22 protein-coding genes and 1 pseudogene are annotated in these 25,032 nt (G+C 72.2%); 12 read left to right on the top strand and 11 right to left on the bottom strand.

The features are described from left to right. Nucleotides 1-24: 24 nt before the first annotated feature. Nucleotides 25-741: a bifunctional diaminohydroxyphosphoribosylaminopyrimidine deaminase/5-amino-6-(5-phosphoribosylamino)uracil reductase RibD gene (gene ribD / locus JK363_RS08925; RefSeq protein ID WP_201873536.1), complete on the top strand. Its 717-nt coding sequence runs from the start codon at nt 25-27 to the stop codon at nt 739-741. A gap of 60 nt (nt 742-801) precedes the next feature. On the opposite strand, the gene JK363_RS08920 is transcribed toward ribD, so the two are convergent. From JK363_RS08920 to JK363_RS08910, 3 genes are all read right to left on the bottom strand, one after another. Beyond that, nucleotides 802-1,755, bottom strand: a complete 954-nt coding sequence (locus JK363_RS08920) for an AraC family transcriptional regulator (RefSeq protein WP_307821656.1) — start codon at nt 1,753-1,755, stop codon at nt 802-804. Nucleotides 1,756-1,764: 9 nt separating this feature from the next. Continuing rightward, nucleotides 1,765-2,598, bottom strand: a complete 834-nt coding sequence (locus JK363_RS08915) for an alpha/beta fold hydrolase (protein WP_201873535.1) — start codon at nt 2,596-2,598, stop codon at nt 1,765-1,767. Nucleotides 2,599-2,747: 149 nt separating this feature from the next. Further along, entirely contained in the window at nt 2,748-3,479 is a 732-nt protein-coding gene (locus tag JK363_RS08910; RefSeq protein WP_201873534.1) for an SDR family oxidoreductase, read from the bottom strand. Between the two features lie 95 nt (nt 3,480-3,574). Here JK363_RS08910 and JK363_RS08905 point away from each other — a divergent pair, with 95 nt between their 5' ends. Then, a complete protein-coding gene (locus JK363_RS08905; RefSeq protein ID WP_201873533.1) occupies nt 3,575-4,426 on the top strand; it encodes a LysR family transcriptional regulator in 852 nt (283 codons plus the stop codon). A 25-nt stretch (nt 4,427-4,451) separates the two neighbouring features. Here JK363_RS08905 and JK363_RS08900 read toward each other — a convergent pair whose 3' ends face one another. Next, entirely contained in the window at nt 4,452-5,630 is a 1,179-nt protein-coding gene (locus tag JK363_RS08900; RefSeq protein WP_201873532.1) for an acyl-CoA dehydrogenase family protein, read from the bottom strand. 194 nt (nt 5,631-5,824) lie between these two features. Beyond that, the gene (locus JK363_RS08895) at nt 5,825-8,062 is read right to left on the bottom strand and encodes a pyridoxamine 5'-phosphate oxidase family protein (protein ID WP_201873527.1); all 2,238 of its coding nucleotides are present in this window, start codon (nt 8,060-8,062) and stop codon (nt 5,825-5,827) included. 142 nt (nt 8,063-8,204) lie between these two features. Between JK363_RS08895 and dhaK the strand changes: the two genes are divergently transcribed. From dhaK to JK363_RS42210, 8 genes and pseudogenes are all read left to right on the top strand, one after another. After that, on the top strand, nt 8,205-9,197 hold the full coding sequence (dhaK, locus tag JK363_RS08890; RefSeq protein ID WP_201873525.1) for a dihydroxyacetone kinase subunit DhaK: 993 nt from the start codon (nt 8,205-8,207) through the stop codon (nt 9,195-9,197). A gap of 60 nt (nt 9,198-9,257) precedes the next feature. Further along, nucleotides 9,258-9,890 (top strand): dihydroxyacetone kinase subunit DhaL, encoded by a 633-nt coding sequence (dhaL, locus tag JK363_RS08885; protein WP_307821655.1) that lies wholly within the window; start codon nt 9,258-9,260, stop codon nt 9,888-9,890. Beyond that, nucleotides 9,887-10,303: a dihydroxyacetone kinase phosphoryl donor subunit DhaM gene (dhaM, locus tag JK363_RS08880; RefSeq protein ID WP_201873523.1), complete on the top strand. Its 417-nt coding sequence runs from the start codon at nt 9,887-9,889 to the stop codon at nt 10,301-10,303. The genes dhaL and dhaM overlap by 4 nt, the downstream gene beginning before the upstream one ends. A 536-nt stretch (nt 10,304-10,839) precedes the next feature. Beyond that, nucleotides 10,840-11,919, top strand: coding sequence for a polyprenyl synthetase family protein (locus JK363_RS08875; RefSeq protein WP_201873522.1), 1,080 nt, complete (start codon nt 10,840-10,842; stop codon nt 11,917-11,919). After that, nucleotides 11,916-12,839: a hypothetical protein gene (locus JK363_RS08870; RefSeq protein ID WP_201873521.1), complete on the top strand. Its 924-nt coding sequence runs from the start codon at nt 11,916-11,918 to the stop codon at nt 12,837-12,839. The genes JK363_RS08875 and JK363_RS08870 overlap by 4 nt, the downstream gene beginning before the upstream one ends. Before the next feature lie 26 nt (nt 12,840-12,865). Continuing rightward, nucleotides 12,866-14,224, top strand: coding sequence for a cytochrome P450 (locus JK363_RS08865; protein WP_201873520.1), 1,359 nt, complete (start codon nt 12,866-12,868; stop codon nt 14,222-14,224). 164 nt (nt 14,225-14,388) lie between these two features. Further along, complete coding sequence (locus tag JK363_RS08860) at nt 14,389-15,072, top strand: TetR/AcrR family transcriptional regulator (RefSeq protein WP_201873519.1); 684 nt, start codon at nt 14,389-14,391, stop codon at nt 15,070-15,072. 275 nt (nt 15,073-15,347) lie between these two features. After that, nucleotides 15,348-15,771, top strand: a pseudogene (locus JK363_RS42210) (MFS transporter); the annotation flags it as partial. A 145-nt stretch (nt 15,772-15,916) separates the two neighbouring features. Here JK363_RS42210 and JK363_RS08850 read toward each other — a convergent pair. The 3 genes from JK363_RS08850 to JK363_RS08840 all read right to left on the bottom strand — a co-directional run bounded on the left by JK363_RS08850 (nt 15,917) and on the right by JK363_RS08840 (nt 19,378). Further along, nucleotides 15,917-17,869 carry a helix-turn-helix domain-containing protein gene (locus JK363_RS08850; protein WP_201873512.1) on the bottom strand — a complete coding sequence of 651 codons (1,953 nt, stop codon included), beginning with the start codon at nt 17,867-17,869 and terminating at the stop codon, nt 15,917-15,919. Between the two features lie 146 nt (nt 17,870-18,015). After that, the gene (locus JK363_RS08845; protein WP_201873511.1) at nt 18,016-18,822 is read right to left on the bottom strand and encodes a 3-hydroxybutyrate dehydrogenase; all 807 of its coding nucleotides are present in this window, start codon (nt 18,820-18,822) and stop codon (nt 18,016-18,018) included. Nucleotides 18,823-18,898: 76 nt separating this feature from the next. Beyond that, nucleotides 18,899-19,378, bottom strand: a complete 480-nt coding sequence (locus JK363_RS08840; protein WP_201873510.1) for an NUDIX hydrolase — start codon at nt 19,376-19,378, stop codon at nt 18,899-18,901. 198 nt (nt 19,379-19,576) lie between these two features. Here JK363_RS08840 and JK363_RS08835 point away from each other — a divergent pair, with 198 nt between their 5' ends. Next, nucleotides 19,577-20,608, top strand: coding sequence for an O-antigen ligase family protein (locus tag JK363_RS08835; protein ID WP_201873509.1), 1,032 nt, complete (start codon nt 19,577-19,579; stop codon nt 20,606-20,608). Nucleotides 20,609-20,789: 181 nt separating this feature from the next. On the opposite strand, the gene JK363_RS08830 is transcribed toward JK363_RS08835, so the two are convergent. Beyond that, nucleotides 20,790-21,350 carry a hypothetical protein gene (locus JK363_RS08830; protein WP_201873508.1) on the bottom strand — a complete coding sequence of 187 codons (561 nt, stop codon included), beginning with the start codon at nt 21,348-21,350 and terminating at the stop codon, nt 20,790-20,792. Between the two features lie 74 nt (nt 21,351-21,424). After that, on the bottom strand, nt 21,425-22,222 hold the full coding sequence (locus tag JK363_RS08825) for a glutamate racemase (protein WP_201873507.1): 798 nt from the start codon (nt 22,220-22,222) through the stop codon (nt 21,425-21,427). A 68-nt stretch (nt 22,223-22,290) separates the two neighbouring features. Between JK363_RS08825 and JK363_RS08820 the strand changes: the two genes are divergently transcribed. Further along, on the top strand, nt 22,291-23,499 hold the full coding sequence (locus JK363_RS08820) for a glycosyltransferase (protein ID WP_201873501.1): 1,209 nt from the start codon (nt 22,291-22,293) through the stop codon (nt 23,497-23,499). A 43-nt stretch (nt 23,500-23,542) separates the two neighbouring features. On the opposite strand, the gene JK363_RS08815 is transcribed toward JK363_RS08820, so the two are convergent. Then, nucleotides 23,543-24,910, bottom strand: a complete 1,368-nt coding sequence (locus JK363_RS08815) for a TerD family protein (protein WP_201873756.1) — start codon at nt 24,908-24,910, stop codon at nt 23,543-23,545. Nucleotides 24,911-25,032: the final 122 nt, after the last annotated feature.

Here is a 25,032-nt window from a genome sequence, read left to right as displayed (position 1 = left end):
ATCAGGATCTGTCTGGAGGACCCCATGCACATCAGCGAGCTGGTCGGCGCGGACGAGTGGCACAAAGTCGATGGACGGCCGTTCGTCGTCTACAAATACGCGGCCACGCTGGACGGCCGGATCGCCGCGGCGGACAGCACCAGCCAGTGGATCACTAGCGCCGAGTCCCGTGCAGAAGTCCACGCGCTACGCGCAGCCTGCCAGGCAACTGTCGTCGGGTCCGGCACCCAGCAGGCCGATAACCCCCACCTCGCGGTGCGTTCGATGAAGGATGACCCCAAGCTGAAGGTGGCCGTACCGGTTAATGAGCAGCCGTGGCGCGTGATCGTCGACACCAACGCCCGGACCCCGGCTGATGCCCGGGTCCTCGATGATGCCGCACCCACGATGATCGCCGTCGCAGAGGACGCTGACGCATCCCACCTGGACGACGTGGCCACCGTCGTAAGGCTGCCCCGAGCACAGGTCGGCGTGGACGTGGAGGCGCTGCTCCGTGAACTGCACCAGCGCGGCGTGCGTGGGATGTTCCTTGAGGGCGGCCCTACTCTCGCCGCGTCGTTCGTGTCGGCTGGCCTGGTCGACCGCATCGTTGCCTACGTCGCCCCAGCGCTCCTTGGCCGCGGTAAGAGCGGACTTGAAGGCGGCACCATCGAGACGATGGACGACATCCTTCGATGTGAGTTGGTGGACGTAGCGCGGTCTGGCCCAGATGTCAGGTTGATCGCGCGCCCGCGCACCTGATCGGCACCTACCGAGAACATGACGAGCGCCCCCTCCGGCCAGGCCAGAGGGGGCAATCGATCATCCAGAGCCGACGCCGGTCCGGCGCAAGTGCGGCCGGTGGGCGTCAACGTCGGGCCGGACTCCGGCGCCGGGACGCCGGCCGGGACCGGGTGCGTCACCGGTCACGGGTCTCCCTGCCCGCCAGGAGTCCGGCCACGCGACGTCGTCGATCGCCAGCCATGGCGCGGCGGCGACTGCAGTCGGCGTAAGCCCCGTGAACGCCTTGACGTCGCGGTGCAGATGGGGCTGGTCGACGTAACCGCTCTCGGCCGCGACACCGGCGGGAGGAAGACCCGCCGCGAGCAGATGGGCCGCATGGTCGAACCGCACCAGCTGGGCGGCCCGTTTGGGGGTGATGCCGAGCTGCCCGCGGAAACGCGCCCACAGGCGCTTGCGGCTCCAGCCGACCTCCTCCGCCAGGCCGTCGATACGCACCCGGCCACGGCCGGCAACCGTCCGCCTCCAGATGTGGGCGACCTCCGGATCGACCCGCAGACCGTCCCCGGTCCGCCGGCGGACGACGTCCGCCACCATCGCGAACCGCTCGCCCCACGACCCGGCGGTACGCAGCCGCTCCTCGATGCGCACGGCGTCGCGGCCCCAGACGTCCGCCAAGGACTCCACGCTCCCGCCGGCCCCGGCCGACGAGCCGAGCACCGCGGCCGCCACACCCGGCTGCAGCCGGATCTGCAGGCACTCGCCCACCAGGCCGGACGCCCGCAGCTCCCCGGGAGCCAGGCCGATCACGACACTGCCGCGTCCGTGCCGGCCCTGGGTGTCGCAGACCAGGCCGCGATCGTCGCTCAGATCGATGAGCAGGGTGACGGACGGATGCGCGACCATCGCGATATCGACGGGTGCGGCGACACGCTGGCGGAATCCGGCCATGCTGATGCCGGGCAGCCGGTCCGAGGGCACCGGTACCGCGATCTCCACGCCCGACCACACGGGTGGTACGTACCGCGACGACACGGCACCACTCTAGGCCGGGCCTGCCGACGCGGTTCCGGAGCAAGGGGTCACGAAGTCCAGCAGCAGCCGGCCCACTGCCTCGGGCGCTTCCAGCATGGGCATGTGACCAACGCCCGGCAGCATCTCGACCCGCACGTCCGGCACGATGTCGTACTGGCGCGCCGACGCCGGATCCCACCGGGGATCGGCAGCGCCGAAGACCACGAGCACCGGGAGCCCGAGGGCGGTGAGCCGCTCGGGCACGGACTGCTCGGCGAGGTACGCGGAGTTCTCGCGCAACACGTCGCGGAACGCGCGGTAGGTGGTGCTCCGCAGGTCGGCGACCATGCCGGGCGGAATGGCCGCAGGGCCGGCGAGCGTGGCACCGATGCTCTTGCGGAGCATCGCGTCCGAACGCCGCCGCCACAGCAGCGGCCCGAAGGGCGGTGCCAGCAGGGCGCGGAGGATGGCCGGCTGTGGCAGGAGCGCATCGAGGCGCGGGCCGGTGCTGATCATCGCCAGCGAACCCACCAGGTCGTGGCGCTGCTCCGCGAGCGCGGTGGCGACGTATCCACCGCTGGAGTGGCCGACCACGGTGACGGCGCGCAGCCCGAGTTCGTCGAGCAGCGCCGCCACGCGGCCCGCCTGGGCCGCAACGTCGTAGGACCTGGCGGGCGGGGACTGGCCGCAGCCGGGGAGGTCTATCCGGACGACATGATGACGGGCGGCGAGGGCGGGGACCACCGGTCCCCAGGAGGCGCCCGAGGCTCCGGACCCATGGATGAACAGCAGTGGCGGCGCGTCCCGCGGTCCGTCGCGGTCCACATGCATCGGCTGCGCGGGCTGTGCGTCGTGGTCGGTCATAGGGCGATGGTGCGGGGGCGGCGGCTGCCGGTCTTGTACGAATGTCGCGAACGGCCGGCGGCGGGCGCGGCCCCGCATCCGCCCCACCCCGGCGGCACGCCGCACCAGGCCGGCTGTCCCTTCTCACCGGGTGACGACCGCTGTGCACATCACCAGGGCACTACGCCGGCGTCATCGAAGAACTGGCCGGTCGGGCCGTCGTCGGGCAGGATCGCGAGTTTGATGGCGATCGCCGCGCCCTGTTCGGGGGTGCGTACACCGTGGAAGCCGTTGAGGTCGGTCGCGACGTAGCCGGGGCAGCCGGCGTTGATCAGGATGTTCGTGCCGCTCAGGTCCCGGGCGTACTGGAGGGTGACGGCGTTCAGGAACGTCTTCGACGGCGCGTACGCGACGGCCACCGGACCCGTCCTCTGCTCAGCAGTGGTTCCTGACTGCAGGGTGAGGGAGCCGACACTGCTGGACATGTTCACGATCCGAGGTGAAGGAGAGCGGCGCAGCAGCGGCATCATCGCGTTGGTGACACGGATGACGCCGATCACGTTGGTCTCCACGACCGTCCGGATGGTGGCGGGATCGATCCGGGTGGGCTCCTGCGGCATGTGGCCGGCGATGCCGGCGTTGTTGACGAGCACGTCGAGGCGCCCGGCCTGTTCCTCGATCAGCCGTGCGGCGGCGATGACGCTCGCGTCGTCGGTCACGTCCAGTGGTACGCCGAACGCGTCGACGCCGGCCGTACGCAGTCGCTCCACTGCGGCCTTACGGCGCTGATCGTCGCGGGCACCGACTCCGACGCTCCAGCCGAGGGCGCCAAGGCCCGCGGCGATCTCGTAGCCGATTCCCTTGTTCGCGCCGGTGACCAGCGCAATTGTTCGTTCACTCATGGGGACCATGCTGCCCTCGGACTCCGGCGGGGGGCCAAGACCGATCGGGTGGGCAACGATACCGTCCAGGTATTGATCCGGGGTAGCGTGGCCGGGTGGAGACCCGGGAACTGCGATATTTCATCGCTGTCGCTGAAGAGCTGCACTTCGGGCGCGCCGCGCAGCGGCTCGGGATCGCGCAGCCGCCCCTGTCACGGGCGATCCAGCAGCTCGAACGCCGGCTCGGGGTAACGCTGCTGGATCGGACCAGCCGCACCGTCACGCTGACCGAGGCCGGTTCGGTGCTGATGACCGAGGGCCGGGCGGCCCTCGGCACGGTCGACGCCGCTGAGCGCCGGACCCGCCACGCCGCCCTTTCCGCGACCGGGCGTCCCGGCCTGGTCCTGGTGACGAAAGCCAGCGCGTCCCGCGAACTGCTGGCGGAACTGCTCGACGCGTACGCCGCCGAACCCGGCGCGGTCGCCGTCGACGTCATCCTGTGCGGCCCGGCCGAGCAGGAACGACTTCTGCGTGAGGGCCGGGCCGATGTGGCGCTACTGCACCGGCCGTTCGACTCGACGGCCGGGTTCGACACCGAAGAGCTCAGCACGGAGGGCCAGGTCGTGGTCCTGCCGGCCGGGCATCCGCTCACTGTCCGGGCCCATGTGCACATGGCCGACATCACCGGGCTGCCGGGCCTTCCGCTGCCACGTTGGCCTGGCCCGGACGGCGCCTACCTGCCCGGCCCCGGCCCGCGGGTCCGTGACTTCGCGCAGTTGTTGCAGCTCGTCGCGCTCGGCCGGGCTTGCGCGGTCTCACCGGAGTCGTGCCGAGCCCAACTGCCCGGTGACCTCGCCGCCGTGCCCGTGCTGGACGCGCCGAAAGTCACCACCGTGATCGCCTGGCCACCGCACAGTCGGTCCAGAGCCGTCGCCGACCTTGTCCGCACCGCGACACGTCTCCAGTAGTTCTCAGACCTGTGGTCACATCGGCTCAGCGCCGCACCCTCGGCATCCCCAGTCCGATCCAGGAGATGATCTCCCGCTGGACCTCGTTGTTGCCGCCTCCGAAGGTGAAGACGACGCTGCTGCGGTAGCCGCGTTCCAGTTCGCCGTGGAGCACGGCGCCCGCCGAGCCCTCCTTGAGTGGCCCCGCCGAGCCGACGATCTCCATCAGCCAGGCGTAGGCGTCGCGGCGCGCCTCGGAGCCGTAGACCTTGACGGCGGAGGCGTCCTGCGGGGTCAGGGTCTCGCGCTGGAGGGCGTCCACCATCTGCCAGTTGAGCAGCTTCATGGCGTCCAGCCGGGTGTGGGTACGGGCCAGCCGGGCGCGGACCCAGCCGAGGTCGATCACCCGGCGGCCGTCGGCGAGCTTGGTGTCGGCCGCCCACTGCTGGACGCCGCGCAGGGCGCGGATGGCCATGGTGCCGTGGGCGGCGAGGGTGACGCGTTCATAGTTGAGCTGGGTGGTGATCATCCGCCAGCCCTCGTTCTCCTCTCCGACCCGGCGGCCGACCGGCACCCGGATGTTCTCGTAGTAGCTGGCGGCGGTGTCGTGGGAGGCGAGGGTGGTGATGGGGGTGCAGGAGTAGCCGGGGTCGTCGGTCGGCACCAGCAGGATGCTGATGCCCTTGTGGGGTTTGGCCTCGGGGTCGGTGCGGACCGCGAGCCACACCCAGTCGGCGGTGTCGCCGTTGGTGGTCCAGGTCTTCTGCCCGTTGACGACGTAGGTGTCGCCCTCGCGCACCGCGCGGGTTTTCAGCGAGGCCAGGTCGGTCCCGGAGTCGGGCTCGCTGTAGCCGATCGCGAAGTCGATCTCGCCGGAGAGGATCTTCGGCAGGAAATACGCCTTCTGCTCCTCGGTGCCGTAGCGCATCAGCGTGGGCCCGACGGTGTTGAGCGCCATGAGCGGCAGCGGTACGCCCGCCTGGGCCGCCTCGTCGAAGAAGATGAACTGTTCGACCGGGCCGAGGCCGCGTCCGCCGTACTCCTGGGGCCAGCCGACGCCCAGCCAGCGGTCGTCGCCCAGGCGCCGGATGGTCTCGCGGTAGAACCGCTTCTGCCCGGCGGGATCGGCGTAGCGGGCGTAGGCATTGTCGGGGACCAGCTCGGTGAAGTAGGTCCGCAGTTCGGCGCGCAACCGCCGCTGCTCAGGGGTGAATTCGAGGTCCACGGCCCCTCCTCGAGTCTCACGTGCGCCGCGACGGCGGCCTGGGAGTGTCCTGGGATCGAGGGGCACGGTAGAACGTGTTCCACCAATACGGAAGGGGCCGGACCGACAGGATCCGACGGTCCGTCAGTTCGCTGCCGGCCATCGCGACGCCGGTTCTGTCCCACCTCCTCCGCGAGGTCCCCGGTGGTCGACGTTCAGTCCTGGTCCGCACGGGGCGGCACGGGAGCGTTCTCGGACGGCACGGGAGCGCTCTCGGGCGGCTCGGCGGCATCGCGGGGCGACTCGGCGGCATCGCCGGGTGGCACGGCAGCCTCGCCGGGCGGGGTCTCGGTCCGCGACGGGTCGGCGTCATTGCCCGGCCGTACGATCCGCACCGGCTGCCCCGGGCGCCAGGTGCGCAGCACCAGTCCGGAGTCGTCCACGGAGGTGTACACCACCTCGGCCACCTCGGCACGGAAGAGGTGGAAGGGCTCCGGGGGGTGGACCGCCTCGGCGTAGCGGGCGATGACCTCGGGGTCGGTCACCTCGACCGCCCGCCCGCTGATCCGTGCGTCGCCGTCGAGCATTCCGTCGTCCGGACCAGGGTTGGCCTGGAGCGAGAACCGCGGGTCGCGGCGCAGATCCAGCGCCTTGCGCGACTCCGGCAGCATGCCGAGCCACATCTCGCCGTCGCCGAAGGCCACTTCGAGCGGGGTCAGCCGCGGAGCGCCATCCTTGCGCAGGGTGGCCAGCACATGGTGGCGGTACTGCCCGAAACGGTCCTGCACGGTGGCGGCGAATCCAGGCTCCGCCGACCGGAATCCGGACCAGCTGATGGTGAGGTCGGGTGTCATGGTGCCCATGCTGCCGGGCTTACCCGACGTCTCCTGTCCGAATTTCCGGGCCTTCATCTCCCGCGCCTGCTCGACCGGCACACGGACGTTCCACTCGGTACCGGGCAGCGGAAAGGCGACCCAGTCGCGGGCGTAGGACGGGGGGCGGCCGCCCTTGCGCTTGGTGAGCAGCGCGGTGGGTTCATGGGCGGCCCGGCGCAGCAGCGCGGGGGTGCTGGTGGACTTGTTGTTGCCGCGGGTCTGCGCGGAGGAGCAGCCGGCGTGGTACGCGACGGGCAGGGCGCGGTCGCCGATCAGCAGACAGGGCGGCCGCAGCCCCAGCCGGGCCAGTGCGTCGGCCGCCGTGCGGTAGCGCCCGGTGACGGTGTCGGACTGACCTGCGGCATGGCTGAGTACGAGGCATTGGCTGACCAGTTGGAGGGTGATGACCACCCCGAGCGCGATGGCCATGTGCCGGGGCGACTTCGCGATGCGCACCACGCGGAACACCAGCCCGGCGATGGGCAGCGCGAGCAGCGCATAGGAGGGCATCAGGAAGCGCGGGGCGGAGTAGTCGATGAGCAGCAGATAGGGCACGGCGAGCGCGCCCGCGCAGATCACGGGCAGCAGCGTCGTCGGCAGCCCCGGGACGCGGCGGGGATCGGGCCGCCCCAGCCCGACGCGGACGCGGGTGCGCTGCCGCTGATGCTCCCGTAGCGCGGCGATCACGGCGGCGGTGGTGAGCAGCGGCAGCGCGAGCCACCACACGGTCAGCTCCGGGTGGCGCAGTGGCATTTCGCAGGGGCGGCACAGCTGGGGCCCGTTCAGGCTGCGCAGCGCGGCGCCGACGGCGAAGTGGAGGCCCATCCCGCCCTCGACATCGCTGGATTCCGCCAGCCGCTGGGCGATGCCCCCGAAGCGCTCGTACGCCTCGCCGATCCACTGGGCGGCGCCGAGCAGCAGTCCGCCGGCCACGGCCGGCAGGGCGGGCCGCCAGGCGCGTACGGCGATGGCCCAGACGAGCAGGGGCAGTCCGAGCCAGCCGCCGTCGGGGGTGCGGACGAGGGTGGCGCCCGCGAGGACGGCGGCCAGCCACCAGCGGGCGTTGCGGTCGGCGGGGACACGCAGGAACCACCCGACGGCGGCCACGGCGCCCAGCGCCACCCACAGGTTCGGCATCACCGCCGGCCCGCTGATCATCGTGATCCACAGTCCGGAGAAGAGCAGGGCGGCCAGCGCGACCGTGGTCCGGGGCAGCAGCCGGGTCCAGACCCGGAAGGAGGCGTAGAGCGCGAGCGCGGAAAGCACCGTCAGGAGTGCCCGGAGCACCGGAATGGAGGAGGTCGCGGCCACGATGGGGGAGACGAGCAGGCTGATGCCGCGCGAGCGGGGGGCACTGAAGAAGGCGGGCGGATTGCGCGGGTCCACCTGGGAGACGTAGACGGACTCGTCCCAGCCCAGCGCATGGCCGGTGTGCGGGATGACCACGGCGAGCTGGGCCACGGCATAGCCGAGGGCCACGAGGCCGAGCCAGGGCACAGGGCGCCGGTACCGCGGCGGCTCAGGCGTATGCGGGCGTGGGCGCGCGGCATTGGCCGCCGGTGCGGCAGTATTCTCCATGCGCGCACCATATGATGTCTATGTACCATTTCCGGCCTATTAGGCCGTTCGGCTCCATGTCCAAGGGGTGCCATGTCAGCGCCGGATCCGTAGGCTGTTTGAGCGGTGAACAGCCCCCACCCGGCGGAGGACGGACACACCCATGAAGATGCTCATCAACGTCGCCGAATCGGTGGTTTCCGACGCACTGCGCGGCATGGCCGCCTGCCATCCCGAGCTGACGGTGGACGTCGAGAACCGCGTGATCGTCCGGCGGGACGCGCCGGTCGCCGACAAGGTGGCCCTGGTCTCCGGGGGCGGATCGGGACACGAGCCGCTGCACGGCGGATTTGTGGGGCGCGGCATGCTCGACGCGGCCTGCCCCGGCGAGGTTTTCACCTCCCCCGTGCCCGATCAGATGGTGCGCGCCGCGGCCGCCGTGGACAGCGGCAAGGGCGTGTTGTTCGTCGTGAAGAACTACACCGGCGACGTCCTCAACTTCGACATGGCGGCCGAGCTCGCCGAGGACGAGGGCATCCAGGTGGCCAAGGTCCTGGTCAACGATGACGCGGCGGTGACCGACAGCCTGTACACCGCGGGCCGCCGCGGCACCGGCGCCACCCTGTTCGTGGAGAAGATCGCGGGCGCCGCCGCCGAGGAGGGCATGCCGCTGGAGCGGGTGGAGGCCATCGCCCGCCGGGTCAACGAGCTGTCCCGCAGCTTCGGGGTGGCGCTGAGTGCCTGCTCCACCCCCGCCAAGGGCGGTCCCACCTTCGATCTCCCGCCCGGTGAGCTGGAGTTGGGCGTGGGTATCCACGGTGAGCCGGGCCGTGAGCGCAGGGCCATGATGACCTCCCGCGAGATCGCCGACTACGCGGTGCACGTGGTACTGGAGGACCTGCCCCCGGACAACCCGGTGCTGGTACTGGTCAACGGCATGGGGGCGACCCCCCAGCTGGAGCTGTACGGCTTCGCCGCCGAGGTGCACCGGGTGCTCGGCGAGCGCCGGATCGCGGTGGCACGTACGCTCGTCGGCAACTACGTCACATCACTCGACATGGCGGGCGCCTCGGTCACGCTCTGCCAGGTCGACGAGGAACTGCTGCGGCTGTGGGACGCGCCCGTACGGACCGCCGGGCTGCGGTGGGGCTGCTGACGGGCCGACCGACCCCCGTACGTACGCTGTCGCCGTTCGCTATCGACCGAGGAGGCGTCTGTGTCCAGCAGTGAACCCGCCGTCGAACACGTGCTCGACACCCCTTTCTTCCACCGCTGGCTCACCGCCGCGGCGGCGTCCGTGACCCGTGACGCGGCCCGGCTCACCGAGTTGGACTCCGCGATCGGCGACGCCGACCACGGCACCAATATGCAGCGCGGCTTTGCCGCCGTGGCGGAGGCGCTGGACAAGGAGCGGCCGGGCTCCCCCGGGGCCGCCCTCATCCTGGCCGGACGCCAGCTGATCTCCAAGGTCGGCGGCGCCTCGGGGCCGCTGTACGGCACGCTGCTTCGCCGTGCGGGCAAAGCCCTGGGCGACGCCGAGGAGATCACCCCCCAGCAGCTGACGGACGCGCTGCGGGCCGGGGTGGACGCGGTGGCGCAGCTCGGCGGTGCCGCGCCCGGCGACAAGACGATGCTGGACGCGCTCTTTCCCGCCGTCGAGGCGCTGGCCGGCGGGGGGTCGTTCGCGGCGGCGGCCGAGGCCGCCGAGAAGGGCGCCCTGGCCACCACACCGATGCTCGCCCGCAAGGGCAGGGCCAGCTATCTGGGCGAGCGCAGCATCGGCCACCAGGACCCGGGTGCCGCCTCGTCGGCGCTGATCGTCGCGGCTCTCACGGAGGCCGCCCGATGAGCGGGGAATCCCAGGAGAAGCGAGTCGGCATCGTGCTGGTCTCGCACAGCGCCGCGGTCGCGGAGTCCATAGCGGAGATGGCGGCCGGGCTGGCCGGCGGCACCGACGCCCCGGTGCGCGCCGCCGGAGGCAACCCGGACGGCGGACTGGGCACCAGCCCGGAGCTGATCACCGAGGCGGCCCACGCGGTGGACCAGGGCGCGGGTGTGGCGGTGCTGGTCGACCTCGGCAGCGCGGTGCTGGCCGTGAAATCGCTGCTGGCCGAAGGCGACGAACTGCCCGAGGGCGCGCGGCTGGTGGACGCGCCCCTGGTGGAGGGGGCGGTCGCGGCGGTGGTCACCGCGTCCACCGGGGCGGATGTGGACGCGGTCGCCCAGGCGGCCTCGGAGGCGTACGACTACCGCAAGGTCTGATACCGCGAGATATCGGGGCGGTGGCCTCCGGGTGGGTACGCGGGCCCCGGGGGCGCCGCCCGGCGCACCAGCGGATACCCCATGCCTCCTTCAACAAAAAGCAGCGTATTAGTGCGCCGGCTCCTTTTCTTCACGCCCGCACATCCGGGGGCGTCTCCCCGTTCTACCGCCGACGGTTCGTCAAGGGGAACACTCTTCCGGTTCTGTCGAAGATGTGACTAGAATGCGCACGTCCGCGGGGGACAGGTTGGCGGCACTCAAGGGGAATTCATGGGCGCATATCAGTGGGCCCTCTCACCATGCGCGGAAATGTTTCGACCACGGCGGCCGATCTGTTTAGTCATGCGTCTGACCTGCGGCCACGAACAGCGCGCGGTATCTCGGCCGATGGTCGTCCGCCCTGTGGAACGCATCCCGTAACAGGGCCCGAAGCCGACCGTCCGGCGATCCGCCATTCAGCACGATTCCGCGGCTTCCGCATGTGTGTTTTCCCTCTCTCACTCAACCGATTTCATATTCAGGCGTGGAGGAGCCTCATGACCACACCCACGCTCACCCCCGACTTCTTGGATACCGACACCATCCGCGGTGCGGTGGAGCGCGTTCTCGACGAGTTTCTGGCCACCAAGTCCCGTAGCCCCGCACCTCCCCGACTACCCTCGCTCGCCGGGCTGCTGGGGGATTTCCTGTCGGGCGGAAAACGGATTCGGCCGCTACTGTGCGTCACCGGCTGGCGGGCCGTCGGCGGCGGCGGTGACCCGGGCCCGGTGTTACGCGTGGCGGCCGCTCTGGAGATGTTCCACGCCTTCGCGCTCCTCCACGACGACGTCATGGACGACAGCCCGGTCCGCCGCGGCCGTCCGACGATGCACCGCACGCTGGCCGGGCTGGGCGCCACCCATCCGGGCCCGGAGCGGATCGAGCGCTCCGGCGTCAGCGGCGCGGTGCTGCTCGGCGATCTCGCGCTGCTGTGGTCGGACGAGATCCTGCACACCGCGGGGCTCACCCCGGTGCAGCTGGCCGCGGTGCTGACGCCGCTCACCACCATGCGCACCGAGGTGATGTTCGGTCAGTTCCTCGACCTGTGCGCCACCGGCACGCTCACCGACGACGTCGAGTCCACCCTCACCGTCAACCGCTACAAGACCGCCGGCTACACCGTGGAGCGCCCGCTGCACATCGGCGCCGCCGTGGCGGGCGCCGGGCCCGAGGCCATGGACGCCCTCACCCGCTACGCCCTGCCGCTCGGCGAGGCGTTCCAGCTCCGGGACGACCTGATAGGGGTCTTCGGCACCCCGGAGTCGACCGGCAAGTCCCCGCTGGACGATCTGCGCGCGGGGAAGAACACCACCCTCACCGCTCTGGCCCTGCGCGCCTCCGACCCCGTCCAGGACGCCCAACTGCGCGAACTGCTCGGCGATCCGCTGCTGGACGAGAAGCAGGCCGCCATCGTCCGGGAGATCTTCGAGGCCACCGGCGCCCGGGAGACCGTGGAGCGGATGATCGAGGACCGCAGACAGCGGGCCCTGCATGCGCTGGACGCCGCCCCGTTCACCCCGGACGCGGTCACCGCGCTGCGCCGGCTGGCCCGGATGACCACCGTGAGGACCTCATGACCACCGACCTCTTCACGGCCGGGCCCGCCGACCTCGGCACGTCCAGCCTGCGCCCGTACCGGCAGGAGTGCACCCGCCGGTTCGCCGAGCTCTTCGACCGCCGTATCGGTCACCGGCCGGTCCCCCGGATCCTGACCCCCGAGGAGCTGCGCGAGGTCATCGCCGCGTGCAACGCGGCCGTGGCGCCCCTGGGCAAGACGGTCTCCGACGAGCGCTGGATCTCCTATATGGAGGTGGTGTGCTGGTCCCAGAGCGACCGTCACCTACGGGACACGGAGGCGTTCAAGGCCGTCTGCGTCCTCAACTGCGTGACGTTCGTCTGGGACGACATGGATCCCGCCCTGCACGACTTCGAGCTGTTCCTGCCCCGGCTGCGCGCGATCTGCGAGCGCTACTACGACGAGGAGGACGCCTGGTTCGCGTACGAGGCCGCCCGCGCCTTCGTCACCAGCGACCACATGTTCCGTGACTCGCCGCTCAAGGCGGCGCTCTGCGGGACCTCCCCGGAGCAGTACTTCCGCTTCCGGATCACCGACGTGGGCGTCGACTTCTGGATGAAGATGTCCTATCCCGTCTACCGGCACCGGGAGTTCACCGAGCACGCCAAGACGGGCCTGGCCGCCCGGATGACCACCCGGGGTCTCGCCGTCGTCAACGACTTCTACTCCTACGACCGCGAGGTCTCGCTGGGGCAGATCACCAACTGCTTCCGGCTGTGCGACGTCTCCGACGAGGGCGCGTTCAAGGAGTTCTTCCAGGACCGGCTGGACGACATCGCCGAGGACATCCGGTGCATCCACGCGTTCGACGAGGTCAGCCGGGACATCCTGCTGGACCTGGTGTACGGCAACTTCATCTGGACCACCGGCAGCGAGCGCTACCGGGCGGCCGTGAACCACGTCAACTCGCGCATCCAGTAGGGCGCCGCACAGGAAGGACTCTTCACATGAGGACCGCGCAGCGCACGGTCACCCGCGACTGGCAGGTCGCCACCGCCCCCGGCGGGCTCCCGCTGATCGGTCACGCCCTGCAACTGGCCCGGCGCCCCCTGGGCTTCCTGTCCTCCCTGCCCGCCCACGGCGATCTCGTCGAACTCCGGCTGGGCCCCCAGCGGGTCCAACTGCCCTGCCATCCCGAGCTGGTCCAGCAGGTGCTCCTCAACGGACGCGTCTTCGACACCGGCGGTCCGGTGAAGGACAAGGCCCGGCAGATCCTCGGCAACGGCCTGATCACCGCCGGACGGGCGGACCACCGACGGCAGCGGCGGCTGGTGCAACCCGCCTTCCACACCGCCCGGGTCGAGGGCTACGCCGAGGTGATGCGGCATGAGTGCGAGGCGGTGGCCGGATCGTGGACCACGGACCGGGTGGTCGACGTCAGCCGGGAGATGCAGGCGCTCACCACCAGGGTCACCGCCCGCGCACTGTTCACCACCGATATGGCGCCGCACGCCGTGGCCGAGGTCCAGCGCTGTCTGCGGACCGTCGTCCAGGGCGCGTACCACCGGGCGATCGACCCCACCGGACTGGTCTCCCGGCTTCCGCTCCACGCCAACCGCGCCTTCGCAACGGCCCTGACCCAGCTCCACCGGCGCATCGACCAACTGATCGCCGACTACCGGGCCACCGGCGGCGACCGCGGCGATCTGCTCTCCGCGCTGTTCGCCGCCCGGGACGAGGAGACCGGCGAACGGCTGTCGGAACGCGAGGTCCACGACCAGGTGCTGACCCTGCTACTGGCCGGGATCGAGACCACCGCCGCCGCCCTGACCTGGACCTGGTTTCTGCTGGGCCGGAACCCGGCGGCCGAGGCCCGGCTGCACGCCGAGGTCGATCAGGTGGTGGGCGACCGGCCCCCTGGCCACCCCGATGTGCCCCGACTCGGCTACACCCAGCGGGTGTTCACCGAGGCGCTCCGGCTGTTCCCGCCCGCCTGGATCATCACCCGCACCACCACCGAGAGCACGGAGCTGGCCGGGCGCCGGCTGCCCCCGGGGTCCGATGTGCTGATCAGCCCCTACATGCTGCACCGCGACGGCAGGCTGTTCCCCCGGCCGGAGTCCTTCGACCCCGACCGCTGGCTTCCGGAGCGGGCCAAGGACGTGACGCGCGGGTCCTATCTGCCGTTCGGCGCCGGAAGCCGGAAGTGTGTCGGCGATGTCTTCGGCATGACCGAGGCGACCCTCGCGCTGGCCACCGTCGCCCGGCGCTGGCGGCTGCGCCCCGTGCCCGGCACCAGACTCCGTCCCCGGCCGCAGATGAGCCTCACCTCCGGCCCGCTGGCGATGATGCCGATGCCGCGCTGAGGACCCGGCTGACGCCTCCTCACGGGCCGCGGCGGCACCCTGCCGTGGCCCGGTCTCTGTCCATTATCCCTCTCCGACCACGGGAAATGGGGGTCTTTCCCCAGTCCCGCGATTTCAAACATGAACCGGAGAGAGTTCCCCGTTTAGTGTTAGGGTTTCCGCTCATGGGCGACCGTGTGAACAAGGTGACTCCGTTGCGCCGCGATGCGCAGCGCAACCGCGAGATGCTGATCGCAGCGGCCCGGGAAATCTACGCCGACCAGGGCGTGGACGCACCGCTCGATGACATAGCCCGGCGTGCCGGAGTCGGCAGCGCCACCCTCTACCGCCGGTTCGCCGGCCGGGCCGAGCTCATCGAAGCCGTCTTCGGCGAGTCTCTCAAGGACATTCTGCGGGCCGCGCTGGAGGCCCGGCAGAGCATCGACGCCTGGGGCGGACTCGTCTCCTACCTCGAGCGGATCTTCACCCTGCTCGCCACCGACCGGGGCACCAACGACCTGATGACCACCAACATCCAGGGTGTGCCCTCGCTCGACAGCCTCCGGGCGGAACACCGCAAGACCATCGATGTCCTCCTCCGGCGTGCCCAGAAGGACGGGGCGGTCCGGACCGACATCACCGCCGAGGACTTCCTCTTCCTCACTCTCATGCTGGGCCGCACGGTCCCCGGCGCGGCGGCCGCGTCCCCCTCGGCCTGGCGTCGCTATCTGGCCCTGCTCCTCGACGCCCTCCGCCCCGAGGCGGCCGGTCCCCTCCCGGCCCCGGCGCTCACCCAGGAGCAGTTCGCCACCGCCGTAAGCCACCTGGGCAGAACCCGCCGCGCCCGCCAGGCGCGCACCGAACACTGAGCGCTCCGCGGGAAGTGCCGCGAGGTGCGGTCGTTCGTCCGCGGCTGCGTCGTGGCCGGCCGCGCCCACGCGGCGGAGCCGCACATCGACACAGCCCCGCCCCTTCGGGGCACAACCGAACCGCACCGGACGTCAGCGAGGCCGCTCAGGCTCTGTCCGGCGGAACTTCGCGAGCCCGGCGGGCCGGTGTCATGGCCGCCAGGCGCACACCGCGGCAGCGAACTGTGGCGTCCCACCACATACGCCGCTGACCTGCGCCTTCCTACGGTGTGGCGGTCGGCTCGGCCGCGCCGGTGCTGGTGACCGCGCTGCGGCTGGTCCAGGGGTTCGCGTCCGCGTTCGAGTCCTGGGGCTGGCGGGTGCCGTTCCTGCTGTCCGGGGTACTCGTACTGGTCGGCTTGTGGATTCGTCTCTCTGTCGATGAATCACCGGTCTTCCAGGCGGCGTTGGCCCGGGCCGAGGCCCGGAAGGCGGAAGCCCGGAAGAACGCCGAGGCCGGACGGCAGCCGGACGCGGCCGAGAAGACGCCGCTGGTCGGCGTCCTGCGCCAGCACTGGCGGGATGTGCTGATCACCATGGGCGCCCGGATGGCCGTCGGACCGGATCGGGCGGCGCCCGGTGTATCTGCTGGGGGCGGCGGGCGTGGGCGGCTGGGCCTTCCCGTTCCTCCTCCTCATCGACACCCGGAACTTCGGGGCGCCGCGGGGGCGGTGGACGCGGCGGAGCGCGCGCGCCCCGTTCGGCCTCGGCCCCGTAACGCGCGCGTCTGGTCACGCACGTGTACGGACGCGGGTCCCGGACGGTCCGGGGCCCGCGTCGTGACGTCCGTACTCCATATCGGCGTTCAGCGGGCCGAGGCCAGCCGGTGCAGCCGCAGCGCGAGCTGGATCTCCAGGGAGCGGGACGGCGACTGCCAGTCGGGGCCGAGCAGTCGCCCGACCCGCTCCAGCCGCTGGGCGACCGTGTTGACGTGGACGTGGAGTTCGTCCTTGGTACGGGCCGGGCTCATCCCGCTCGCGAAGTACGCGTCCAGGGTGCGCACCAGGTCGGTGCCGCGGCGGGCGTCGTAGTCCAGGACCGCGCCGATGGTGCGGTGGACGAAGTCCTGGACCCGGGCGCCGTCCCGCGCGCCGTCGCGGGTGGCGCCCAGCAGCAGTCCCAGGAAGCCGAAGTCCTCGGCGGCCGCGCCCTGTCCGGCCCGGCCGAGCACCCGCAGCGCGGCCAGACAGCGCCGCGCCTCGGCGTAGCCGGAGGCGACCTCGCCGGGCCGGGCGGCGGGCTCGGGCACCGGAGCGGAGGCGCCGACGGTGACCGGCGCGCGCAGCGCCGTGCCCAGCTGGCGGGCGGTCCGCCGGGCCAGGGCGTCGGCGGTGTCGCCCTCGGCCAGCGGCAGCAGCAGCACGGTGCCGCCGTCGCGGGCGGCGGCCAGGCCGTGCCCGGTGGCGGCCAGATGGGAAGCGGCGGACCACAGGCGCTGCCGGTCGGCGGCCTCCTCGGCGGGCGCGCCACCGCCCGGACCCACGACGCACGCACCGGCCGTACCTGCCGTGGCGGGCGCGTCGAGGCCCGCGGCGAGGACCACATGGGGCGCGTCCAGGTCCGCCCGCAGCCGGGCGGCGCGCTCGCGCAGCAGCCGTGGCTCGCGGTCGGGGGTGTCGAGGAGGTCGTCCAGCAACTCGCCGCGCACCCGCTGTTCGGCCTCGCCCGCGGAGCGCCGGGCGAGCTGGAGCAGCGAGGTGACCATCGCGGCCCGCTCCAGGGTGCGCTGGTCCACCGGGTCGAGGCCGGGGTGGCCGTGCAGCACCAGCGCGCCGAGCAGTTCGCCGCCCGCGGAGACGGCGGCGATCCAGTCCTCACCGTGCCGGACCGCGTGGCCGTCGGACCGCGAGCGGTCCACGGCCGCCGCGGGCGCCCGGTCGGCGTCGACGAACTCCACCGAGCCGCTGAGCACTTCGGCCACCGCGTCGGCGACATCGTGCACCCCGCCGCCGCGCAGCACCAGTTCGGTCAGCCGGTCATGGACGTCGGAGGCGCGCTCGATCACCCCGCTGCGGTCCCGGATGATCTCGTTGGCGGCCTCCAGTTCGGCCAGCGCCGTACGGGTCTCGGCGAGCAGGTTGGCCGTGTCGAGCGCCACGGCCGCGTGGGCGGCGAACGAGGCGAGCAGCGCGATCTGCTCCCGTTCGAAGACCCGGGCCCGGCGGTCGGCCGCGAACAGCACCCCGATGACACCGCTGCCGAGCAGCAGCGGCACCCCGAGGATGGCGACCAGACCCTCGTCCCGGACGCCCGCGTCGATGGAGTGGGTGTGCTGGAAGCGGGGGTCGTCGAAGTAGCTGTCGGTCACATAGGAGCGGGCGGTCTGAGCCACCAGCCCGCCGAGCCCCTCCCCCATGCCGACCCGCAGCTGCTGGAAGCGGGCCGAGACCGAGCCGTCGGTGACCCGCATATAGGTGTCACCGGCCGTCGGGTCGTGGAGCGTCAGATAGGCCACCTCGGTGCCCAGCAGCGAACGGGCGCGCTGGACGATGGCCTGGAGCACCGCGTCCAGATCGCGCAGCCCGGCGAGGTCATGCGCGGTCTCGAAGAGCGCGGACAGCTCGGCCTCGCGGCGCCGCCGTCCCTCCAGCTCACCGCGGACGCGGAGGGCGAGCAGCTTGGCGCGGTCCAGCGCCGCGAGCCGCCCGGCCGGGGCCTTTTCGGCGCGGGCGCGCAGCCCCGGGCGTTCGTACGCCTCGGGGGGCGCGCCGCGCGCCAGCAGTTCCAGGTACGGGGTCTCCGGCTGATCCTCGGCCATGGTCCCAGGGATACTCCCGCCGGGTGCGGCGGCGCCAGCCGTCGGACGTGCGGAAAGGCGGTCCAGCGCCCTGGTGGGGAGCTCTCCGGGCGGGCTTCCGCTCGGTGCGCGTCCACTCCGTGGGCTTCCGCTCCGTGGGCTTCCGTTCAGTGGGCGGTCCATCCGCCGTCCATGGTGAGCGAGGCGCCGGTGATGAAGGAGGTGTGCGGACCGCACAGATAGGCGACGGCCTCGGCGACCTCCTCCGGTTCCACGAGCCGCTTGACCGCCGCGTCGGCGAGCATCACCTCGCTGATGACGCGCTCCGGGGAGATCCCGTGGGCCTCGGCCTGGTCGGCGATCTGCCGTTCGACGAGTGGGGTGCGCACATAGCCGGGGTTGACGCAGTTGGAGGTCACCCCGTGGGCGGCGCCCTCCAGGGCGGCCACCTTGGACAGCCCTTCGAGCCCGTGTTTGGCGGCCACATACGCCGCCTTGTAGGGGGAGGCGCGCAGACCGTGCACGGAGGAGATGTTGACGATCCGGCCCCAGCCCTGGCCGTACATATCCGGCAACGCGCCCCGCACCAGCCGGAAGGGGGCCTCCAGCATCACCGTGAGGACCCGGGAGAAGACCTCGGGCGGGAAGTCCTCGATGGGGCGGACGAGTTGGAGCCCGGCGTTGTTGACGAGGATGTCGGTGCCCGCGGCGGCCCGTTCGGCGGCGTCGAGGTCGGTCAGGTCCAGGGCCCATGCCTCGACGGTGCCCGGCCCGGCGGGGCCGGCGGCCACCAGCCGGGCCAGCCCCTCGGCGTCCAGGTCGACGGCGCGTACGGTGGCGCCCGCGGCGGCCAGCCGCAGGGTGCACGCCCGGCCGATGCCCCCGGCGGCGCCGGTGACCAGTGCGGTGCGGCCGGTCAGATCGAGGGCGGCGGAGCCGGAGGGGATGGGAGCTGAGGGGGTGGCGGCGCTCATGAGCGGCAGACTAGACAGCGACCGCGCCCGCACCGATGTGGCCGGGGCACATACTTCGGTCCCCGGTGATGGGCGGTCACTCCGCGCCGACGGGCTCGAACCAGGTCGGTCCGTCGCCCAGCGCCTCCTTGATCCGGATCAGCGAGAAGTCCTCCATCGCGGGCAGCGCGTCGAGCGCGAACCAGCCGACCTCCAGCGACTCGTCGTCGTTCACCCGCGCCTCGCCGCCCACGGCCCGGCAGCGGAAGCAGACATCCACGAACTGGCACTGGTCGCCGTTGGGGTACGTCATCGGGTCCAGGGTGCGGACGAGGACGATCCGCTCGGGCACACAGCGGACCGCGGTCTCCTCCTCCACCTCGCGCACCACGGCCTCGGCGGGCTGTTCGCCCGGCTCGGGGATGCCGCAGATGATCACCCAGCGGCCGTTGTCGGCGCGGCGGCCCAGCAGCACCCGGCCCTCATCGTCGAAGACGACCGCGCTCACGCCCGGCAGATACAGCAGCTGGTGGCCCGCGGTGGCCCTGAGGTCACGGATGAAGTCGGGGATCGCCATGCGGTGAGGGTATCGGGCGGGCCAAGGCCCCGCCCCGGCGGTCACGCCCGCGCACCGAGTGTCCGTTTCACTACTGACACATCGTTTCTGCGCACCATATACACATACCTCAGTACAAGCGCTACCGTTCCCGGTGTCATGGCCCGCATCCGGTCTCCGGCCGTGGTCGCGGTGCCGTCACGACGGGGGGTTCGACGGATGACGTCATCAGTGGTGGGACCGGTCGTGCAGGGAGAGCAGGGACAGCACAGACCGGCCCGCGGCAGCACACCCGACATCGCGGGCGCGGCGGTTCTGGGCGGCTGCGCGGTATGGGCACTCATCGCGTCCGTGGGACGGACGGCCCGCCCCGAGGGGGTGCTGCTCGCCGTACTGGCGGTGGCCGCCGGATACGCCTGCGGCCGGATCGCCGGATCGCTGCTGCCGGTCGCCGCCACGACGGCCGCGGCGCTCGCGGGGTTCGGCCTGGCCTGCGCCACGACGGCGGGACTGCCCGGTCATGAGGGCGTGGACGCCGCGCAGTGGACCCTGGCCACCGGTGCGGCCTGCTGTGCGGCATGGGCGGCGCGGCCGGTCCTCCTGCGCTCCGCCCTGTGGCTGCTGGCCCTGGCGATCGCGGTCACCGCCACGGTGGGTGGCGGGACGGCGGGCGGGCTGGCGAGCACCGCCGTACTGCTGTGTTCGTTCACCGCCGCCCGGCTGCGGCAGCGGCTGCTGGGCCTGGCGGGTCTTGCGTTCATCGCCGCGGTGACCGTCGGGGGCTGCTGGGCGGTGGCGGCGAACGCCGTCCCGGGCGGACTGCCACCCGCGCTGCGGCAGCAGCTGACCGAGCACCGGGTACGGCTGTGGCAGGACGCCGCCCGGATCGCCGGGGAGAACCCGGTGCGCGGGGCGGGCCCGGACCGCTTCACCGAGCTGAGCCCCACCGCCATGGAGGCGCCGGACCCGCGGACCACACCGCACTCGGCCCCGTTGCAGCAGGCGGCGGGCGAGGGGGTACCGGGGGTGGCCCTGCTGGGCGCGGCCTTCGGCTGGATGCTCTACGCGCTGTGGCGCTCCCCCCGGTCCACCCCGGTGGTGCTGACGGCCGCGGCGGCGCTCACGGCTCTGGCCGTCGAGGCGTCCTTGGGCAACGCGCTGAGCTTTTCGCAGGTGACGGCGGGTGCGGGACTGCTCGCCGGACTGGCCACGGCCAGCCGCCCGGACCATGCGCCGACGCCGCCTCCGTAGGCCCTGTCCTGCCGATCTTCGCGGGCCCGCGACGCCTGGCACCGCGCCTCGCCGCGTTGTCGGGATCTTCCGAGTACGCCCAGTACGAGGACGACCCTCCGCCTTGCGATCCACGGCACCAGACGCCGCGGGCTGATCCACGAAGATCGACAGGACAGGACCTAGCCGGCCGAAGCGCCGGTCAGACCTGTGAGGCGGGCTTCGCGATCATCCGCAGCCGCTGGCGGATCACCCACACCGCGGCCTCCGCGTCGTCCACCGTGACCGTGAAGACGCGTCCGTCCCCGAGGCGGACCACCAGGCCCTCACCGCGCCGCACCACCACCGCCGTGCCCTTCTCGGGCCGCCAGCGATAGCCCCAGCCGCCCCACTGGCAGGGGGTGACCCGGGAGGCGACATCGACGTCGACCACTTCCCTCAGCGGAATGCGGCGGCGCGGCAGCCCCATATGACCGCAGCGGATCTCCAGGGTCTCCGCGTCGATCCGGACCGCCACATGGACGAAGGCGATGGTGCCGAAGAGCATCAGCAGTCCGGCGGCGACACAGCCGATGACCGACATCAGGAGCGGAGCGATACCGGAACCCCACGGGGACGCGACGGCAAGGTCGATACCGAGCGCCAGACACGCGGCGCCCGCGGCGGCCAGCACCCACTGCCCACGGTTGTGTGCATGCCCGGTCCAGACCGCGGGCGGCTCCCCGGCCGGGGTCCGCTTCCCGTGCTGGTGGTGGTGCCTCATAGTTGGCAGGGTACTCACGTTCCGCTACCGCGGCACCAGATCACACCGTTTCCGCCGGTGGAAGCGGGTTTTGATCAGCCGCGCACGGTGCTGACGGGTGCCAGCAGAGTGCCCTCGGCGTACGCCAGCGCGGCCCGCGGCAGCTCCTCCTCGCGCCCGCTGTGGATGACCGTGAGCCCGCCGCGCGCCGAAACGTCCTGGTCGGTCGGCAGCGGATCGGCACCGATCCGGCGCAGCGCCTGGGCGGCGACGGGCCCGGCGGATCCGAGCAGAACCAGCGCGGGGGCGTCCGGCTGCTGCACGGCGGTCCGGATGCGGTCGGCGACCAGCTCGTAGTGGGTGCAGCCGAGGACGACGGTGGTCACATCGCGCGGGGTGCGCTCGGCGGCGACGGCCACCGCCTGGTCGATGGCGTCGAAGTCGGCGTACTGGACGGCGTCCGCGAGACCCGGGCAGGCCACCGGGGTCACCTCGACCCCGGCCGCGAACTCGCGGATCAGGTTCTCCTGGTACGGGCTGCCGGTGGTGGCGGGCGTGGCCCAGATGGCGATCGGGCCGCCCCCGGCGGCAGCGGGCTTGATCGCGGGCACCGTGCCGATGACCGGCAGCGCGGGCTCCAGCTCGGCGCGCAGCGCGGGGAGCGCGTGGACGGTGGCGGTGTTGCACGCGACGATCAGCACATCGGGGTCATGTGCGGCGGCGGCGCGGGCGCAGGCCAGCGCATGCTCGGTGACGTCCTCGGGAGTGCGCGGCCCCCACGGCATGCCGTCGGGGTCGGAGGAGAGGACGAGATCGGCGTCGGGCCGCAGACGGTGCACCGCGGCGGCAGTGGCCAACAGGCCGAGTCCGGAGTCCATGAGCGCGATCTTCACCCGGTCACTTTAATGGATCGGCCCCGTTGGCCCGTCGCCCGGGCACCGCTTCGGGCAGACTGCGGCGGGTGAGCGAGCTGACGTGGATCGCCGCCGCGGCCCTGGCCGCTTGGCTGTGGCTGCTGCTGGGCCAGGGGTTCTTCTGGCGTACGGACGTCCGGCTGCCCCGCACCGGCCCGCCGGAGTCCGGCACCGACGACGAGCCCGGCTGCTGGCCCTCGGTGGCCGTGGTGGTGCCCGCGCGGGACGAGTCCGCCGTGCTTCCGGTGAGCCTGCCCTCGCTGCTCGCCCAGGACTACCCGGGGCGGGCCGAGATCTTCCTGATCGACGACGGCAGTTCGGACGGCACCGGCAAGGTGGCCCGCGAACTGGCCGACGCCTGCGGCGGACTGGCGCTCACCGTCGACTCCCCCGGCGAACCGGAGCCGGGCTGGACCGGCAAGCTGTGGGCGGTCCGGCACGGGATGGCCCTCGCCGCGCGGCGCGAGGAGGCCGGGACCGGTGCCGCCGAGTATCTGCTGCTGACGGACGCCGACATCGCCCATGAGCCGGATTCCCTGCGGAAGCTGGTGCGGGCGGCCACGGCGGCCCGGCTCGACCTGGTCTCGCAGATGGCCCGGCTGCGGGTGGCGACCGGATGGGAGCGGCTGATCGTGCCCGCGTTCGTCTACTTCTTCTGCCAGCTGTACCCCTTCCGGTGGGTCAACCGGCCCCGGGCGCGCACCGCGGCGGCCGCGGGCGGCTGTGTACTGCTGCGCCGGGAGGCGGCCAAGCGGGCGGGGATCCCGGAGACCATCCGGCAGGCGGTCATCGACGACGTGGCGCTGGCCCGCGCGGTCAAGCGGTCCGGCGGTGCGATCTGGCTGGGCCTTGCCGAACGGGTCGACAGCGTCCGGCCGTACCCCGGTCTCGGCGACCTGTGGCGGATGGTCGCGCGCAGCGCGTACGCCCAGCTGCGCCACAATCCGCTGCTGCTGGCGGCGACGGTCGCGGGGCTCGCGGTGGTGTACCTCGCGCCGCCCGCCGCCGTGTGCGCCGGGCTGCTGACCGGAAGCGCCGTTCCGCTGGCGCTGGGCGCGGCGGCCTGGGCGCTGATGGCCGGGACGTACATCCCGATGCTGCGCTACTACCGGCAGACGCTCTGGCTGGCGCCGCTGCTGCCCCTGACGGCCTTTCTCTATCTGCTGATGACCGTGGACTCGGCGCTGCGGCACTACCGCGGGCGGGGCGCGGCCTGGAAGGGGCGCACCTACGCCCGCCCCAGCGCCGCGCCCTGAGCGCCGCACCCGCCCTGACGGCCCCACTGCCCGCGCGGGGAGCTCATTTGCGGCCGGGTGTCCAGTTCATCCCCCACCCGTAGGCGTAGTCCAGGGTGCGCTGCGGGCTGACACCGCGCTCCGGCACCAGATAGCGGGCCTCGCGCTGGACGACGAGGTCGCCGCCGTTGTTGGTGATGAGCGCCAGGGCGCAGACCGGGGACGGGACGGTGCACTCGTCGAGCGAGAAGTCCACCGCCGCGCCGAACTGCGGCTGGAGGGTGACCGTGGCGTTGAGGTTGGCGAAGCTGCGCGCGCCCTCGTAGATGGTCACGAACACCAGGATGCGGCGGAACGCGTCCTTGTGGTCAAGGTTGATGGTGAGGTTCTCGCCCTGCGCCCGGGCGCCGGTCCGGTCGTCCGCGTCGAGCTGGATGAACGGCGGCTGGTGCAGGGAGCCGAAGGAGTTGCCGAGCGCCTGCACCACGCCCTTGCTTCCGTCGGACAGCTCGAAGAGGCAGCCGAGGTCCAGGTCGAGGTCGCTGTGCATGGCCATGGCCTTGCCCAGCTTGGCGCCCCACCCCTTGAACTGCTTGTGGATCTGCCAGTTGAGGTTGACCCGCATCGCACCGGAGGTGCCGCCCTGCTTGGTGAGCGAGACGGACGGGGCCTGCTTGGTCAGCGTGACCTTGCTGAGGTTCACCGGCGCTCCGGGAGCCGCGGGGGCCGGGGCGGGCGGCGCCGGGGGCGCGGGCGGCGGGAAAGCCGCGGAACCGCCGCCCATCGGCGGCGGCGGAGGGGGCGGGTAGGCGCCGACGGGCGGAGCGGGAGTCGTGGGCGGAACCGGCGGCGCGGCGTACGGGGACGCGGTGGGAGCCGGAGGCGCGGCGGGAGCCGGGGCGGCCGTCTGCTGGGGTTCGTCGACGCTGATCCCGTAATCGGTGGCGAGCCCGGCGAGCCCGCTGCCGTAACCCTGGCCCACGGCGCGGAACTTCCAGGTGCCCTGCCTCCGGTAGAGCTCACCGAGGACGAAGGCCGTCTCGACGGTGGCGTCCTGGCTGTCGAAGCGGGCGATCTCCGCGCCGCCCGAGGCATCCACGACCCGGATGTTGAGGCCCGGCACCTGGCCGAAGCTCCCGCCGTCGGCGGAGCCCGCGAGCACCACGGTCTCGATCTCGGGCTCGACCGTGGACAGATCGACCGCGAGGGTGTCGGTCACCGTGTCCCCGGCGGTGCGTTTGCCCTCGTGGCGGACGGCGCCCGAGGAGTGGGTCGCCTGGTTGTAGAACACGAAGTCCGCGTCGGAGCGGACCTTTCCGGAGACCAGCAGCAGCGCCGAGGCGTCCACATCCGGTACGCCCGGGCCGGTGCGCCAGCCGAGCTCGATCCGCACCGACGCCGCCGGCACCGGTGTATTGCCGCCCTTGGACATCGACATGTCGTCCCCCTGCCTTTCTGTTCACGCAGCTGCGGGCCAGTCTGCCCTGCGCCACTCTTCCGTGTGACACCGGAGTCCGACCGCGGGTAACCCGCTGAAAACGCGCTCTTTACGCG

It is taken from the genome of Streptomyces coffeae (assembly GCF_016741875.1).
Lineage (GTDB): Bacteria > Actinomycetota > Actinomycetes > Streptomycetales > Streptomycetaceae > Streptomyces > Streptomyces coffeae.
This window is presented reverse-complemented; position numbering and strand designations above follow the sequence as displayed.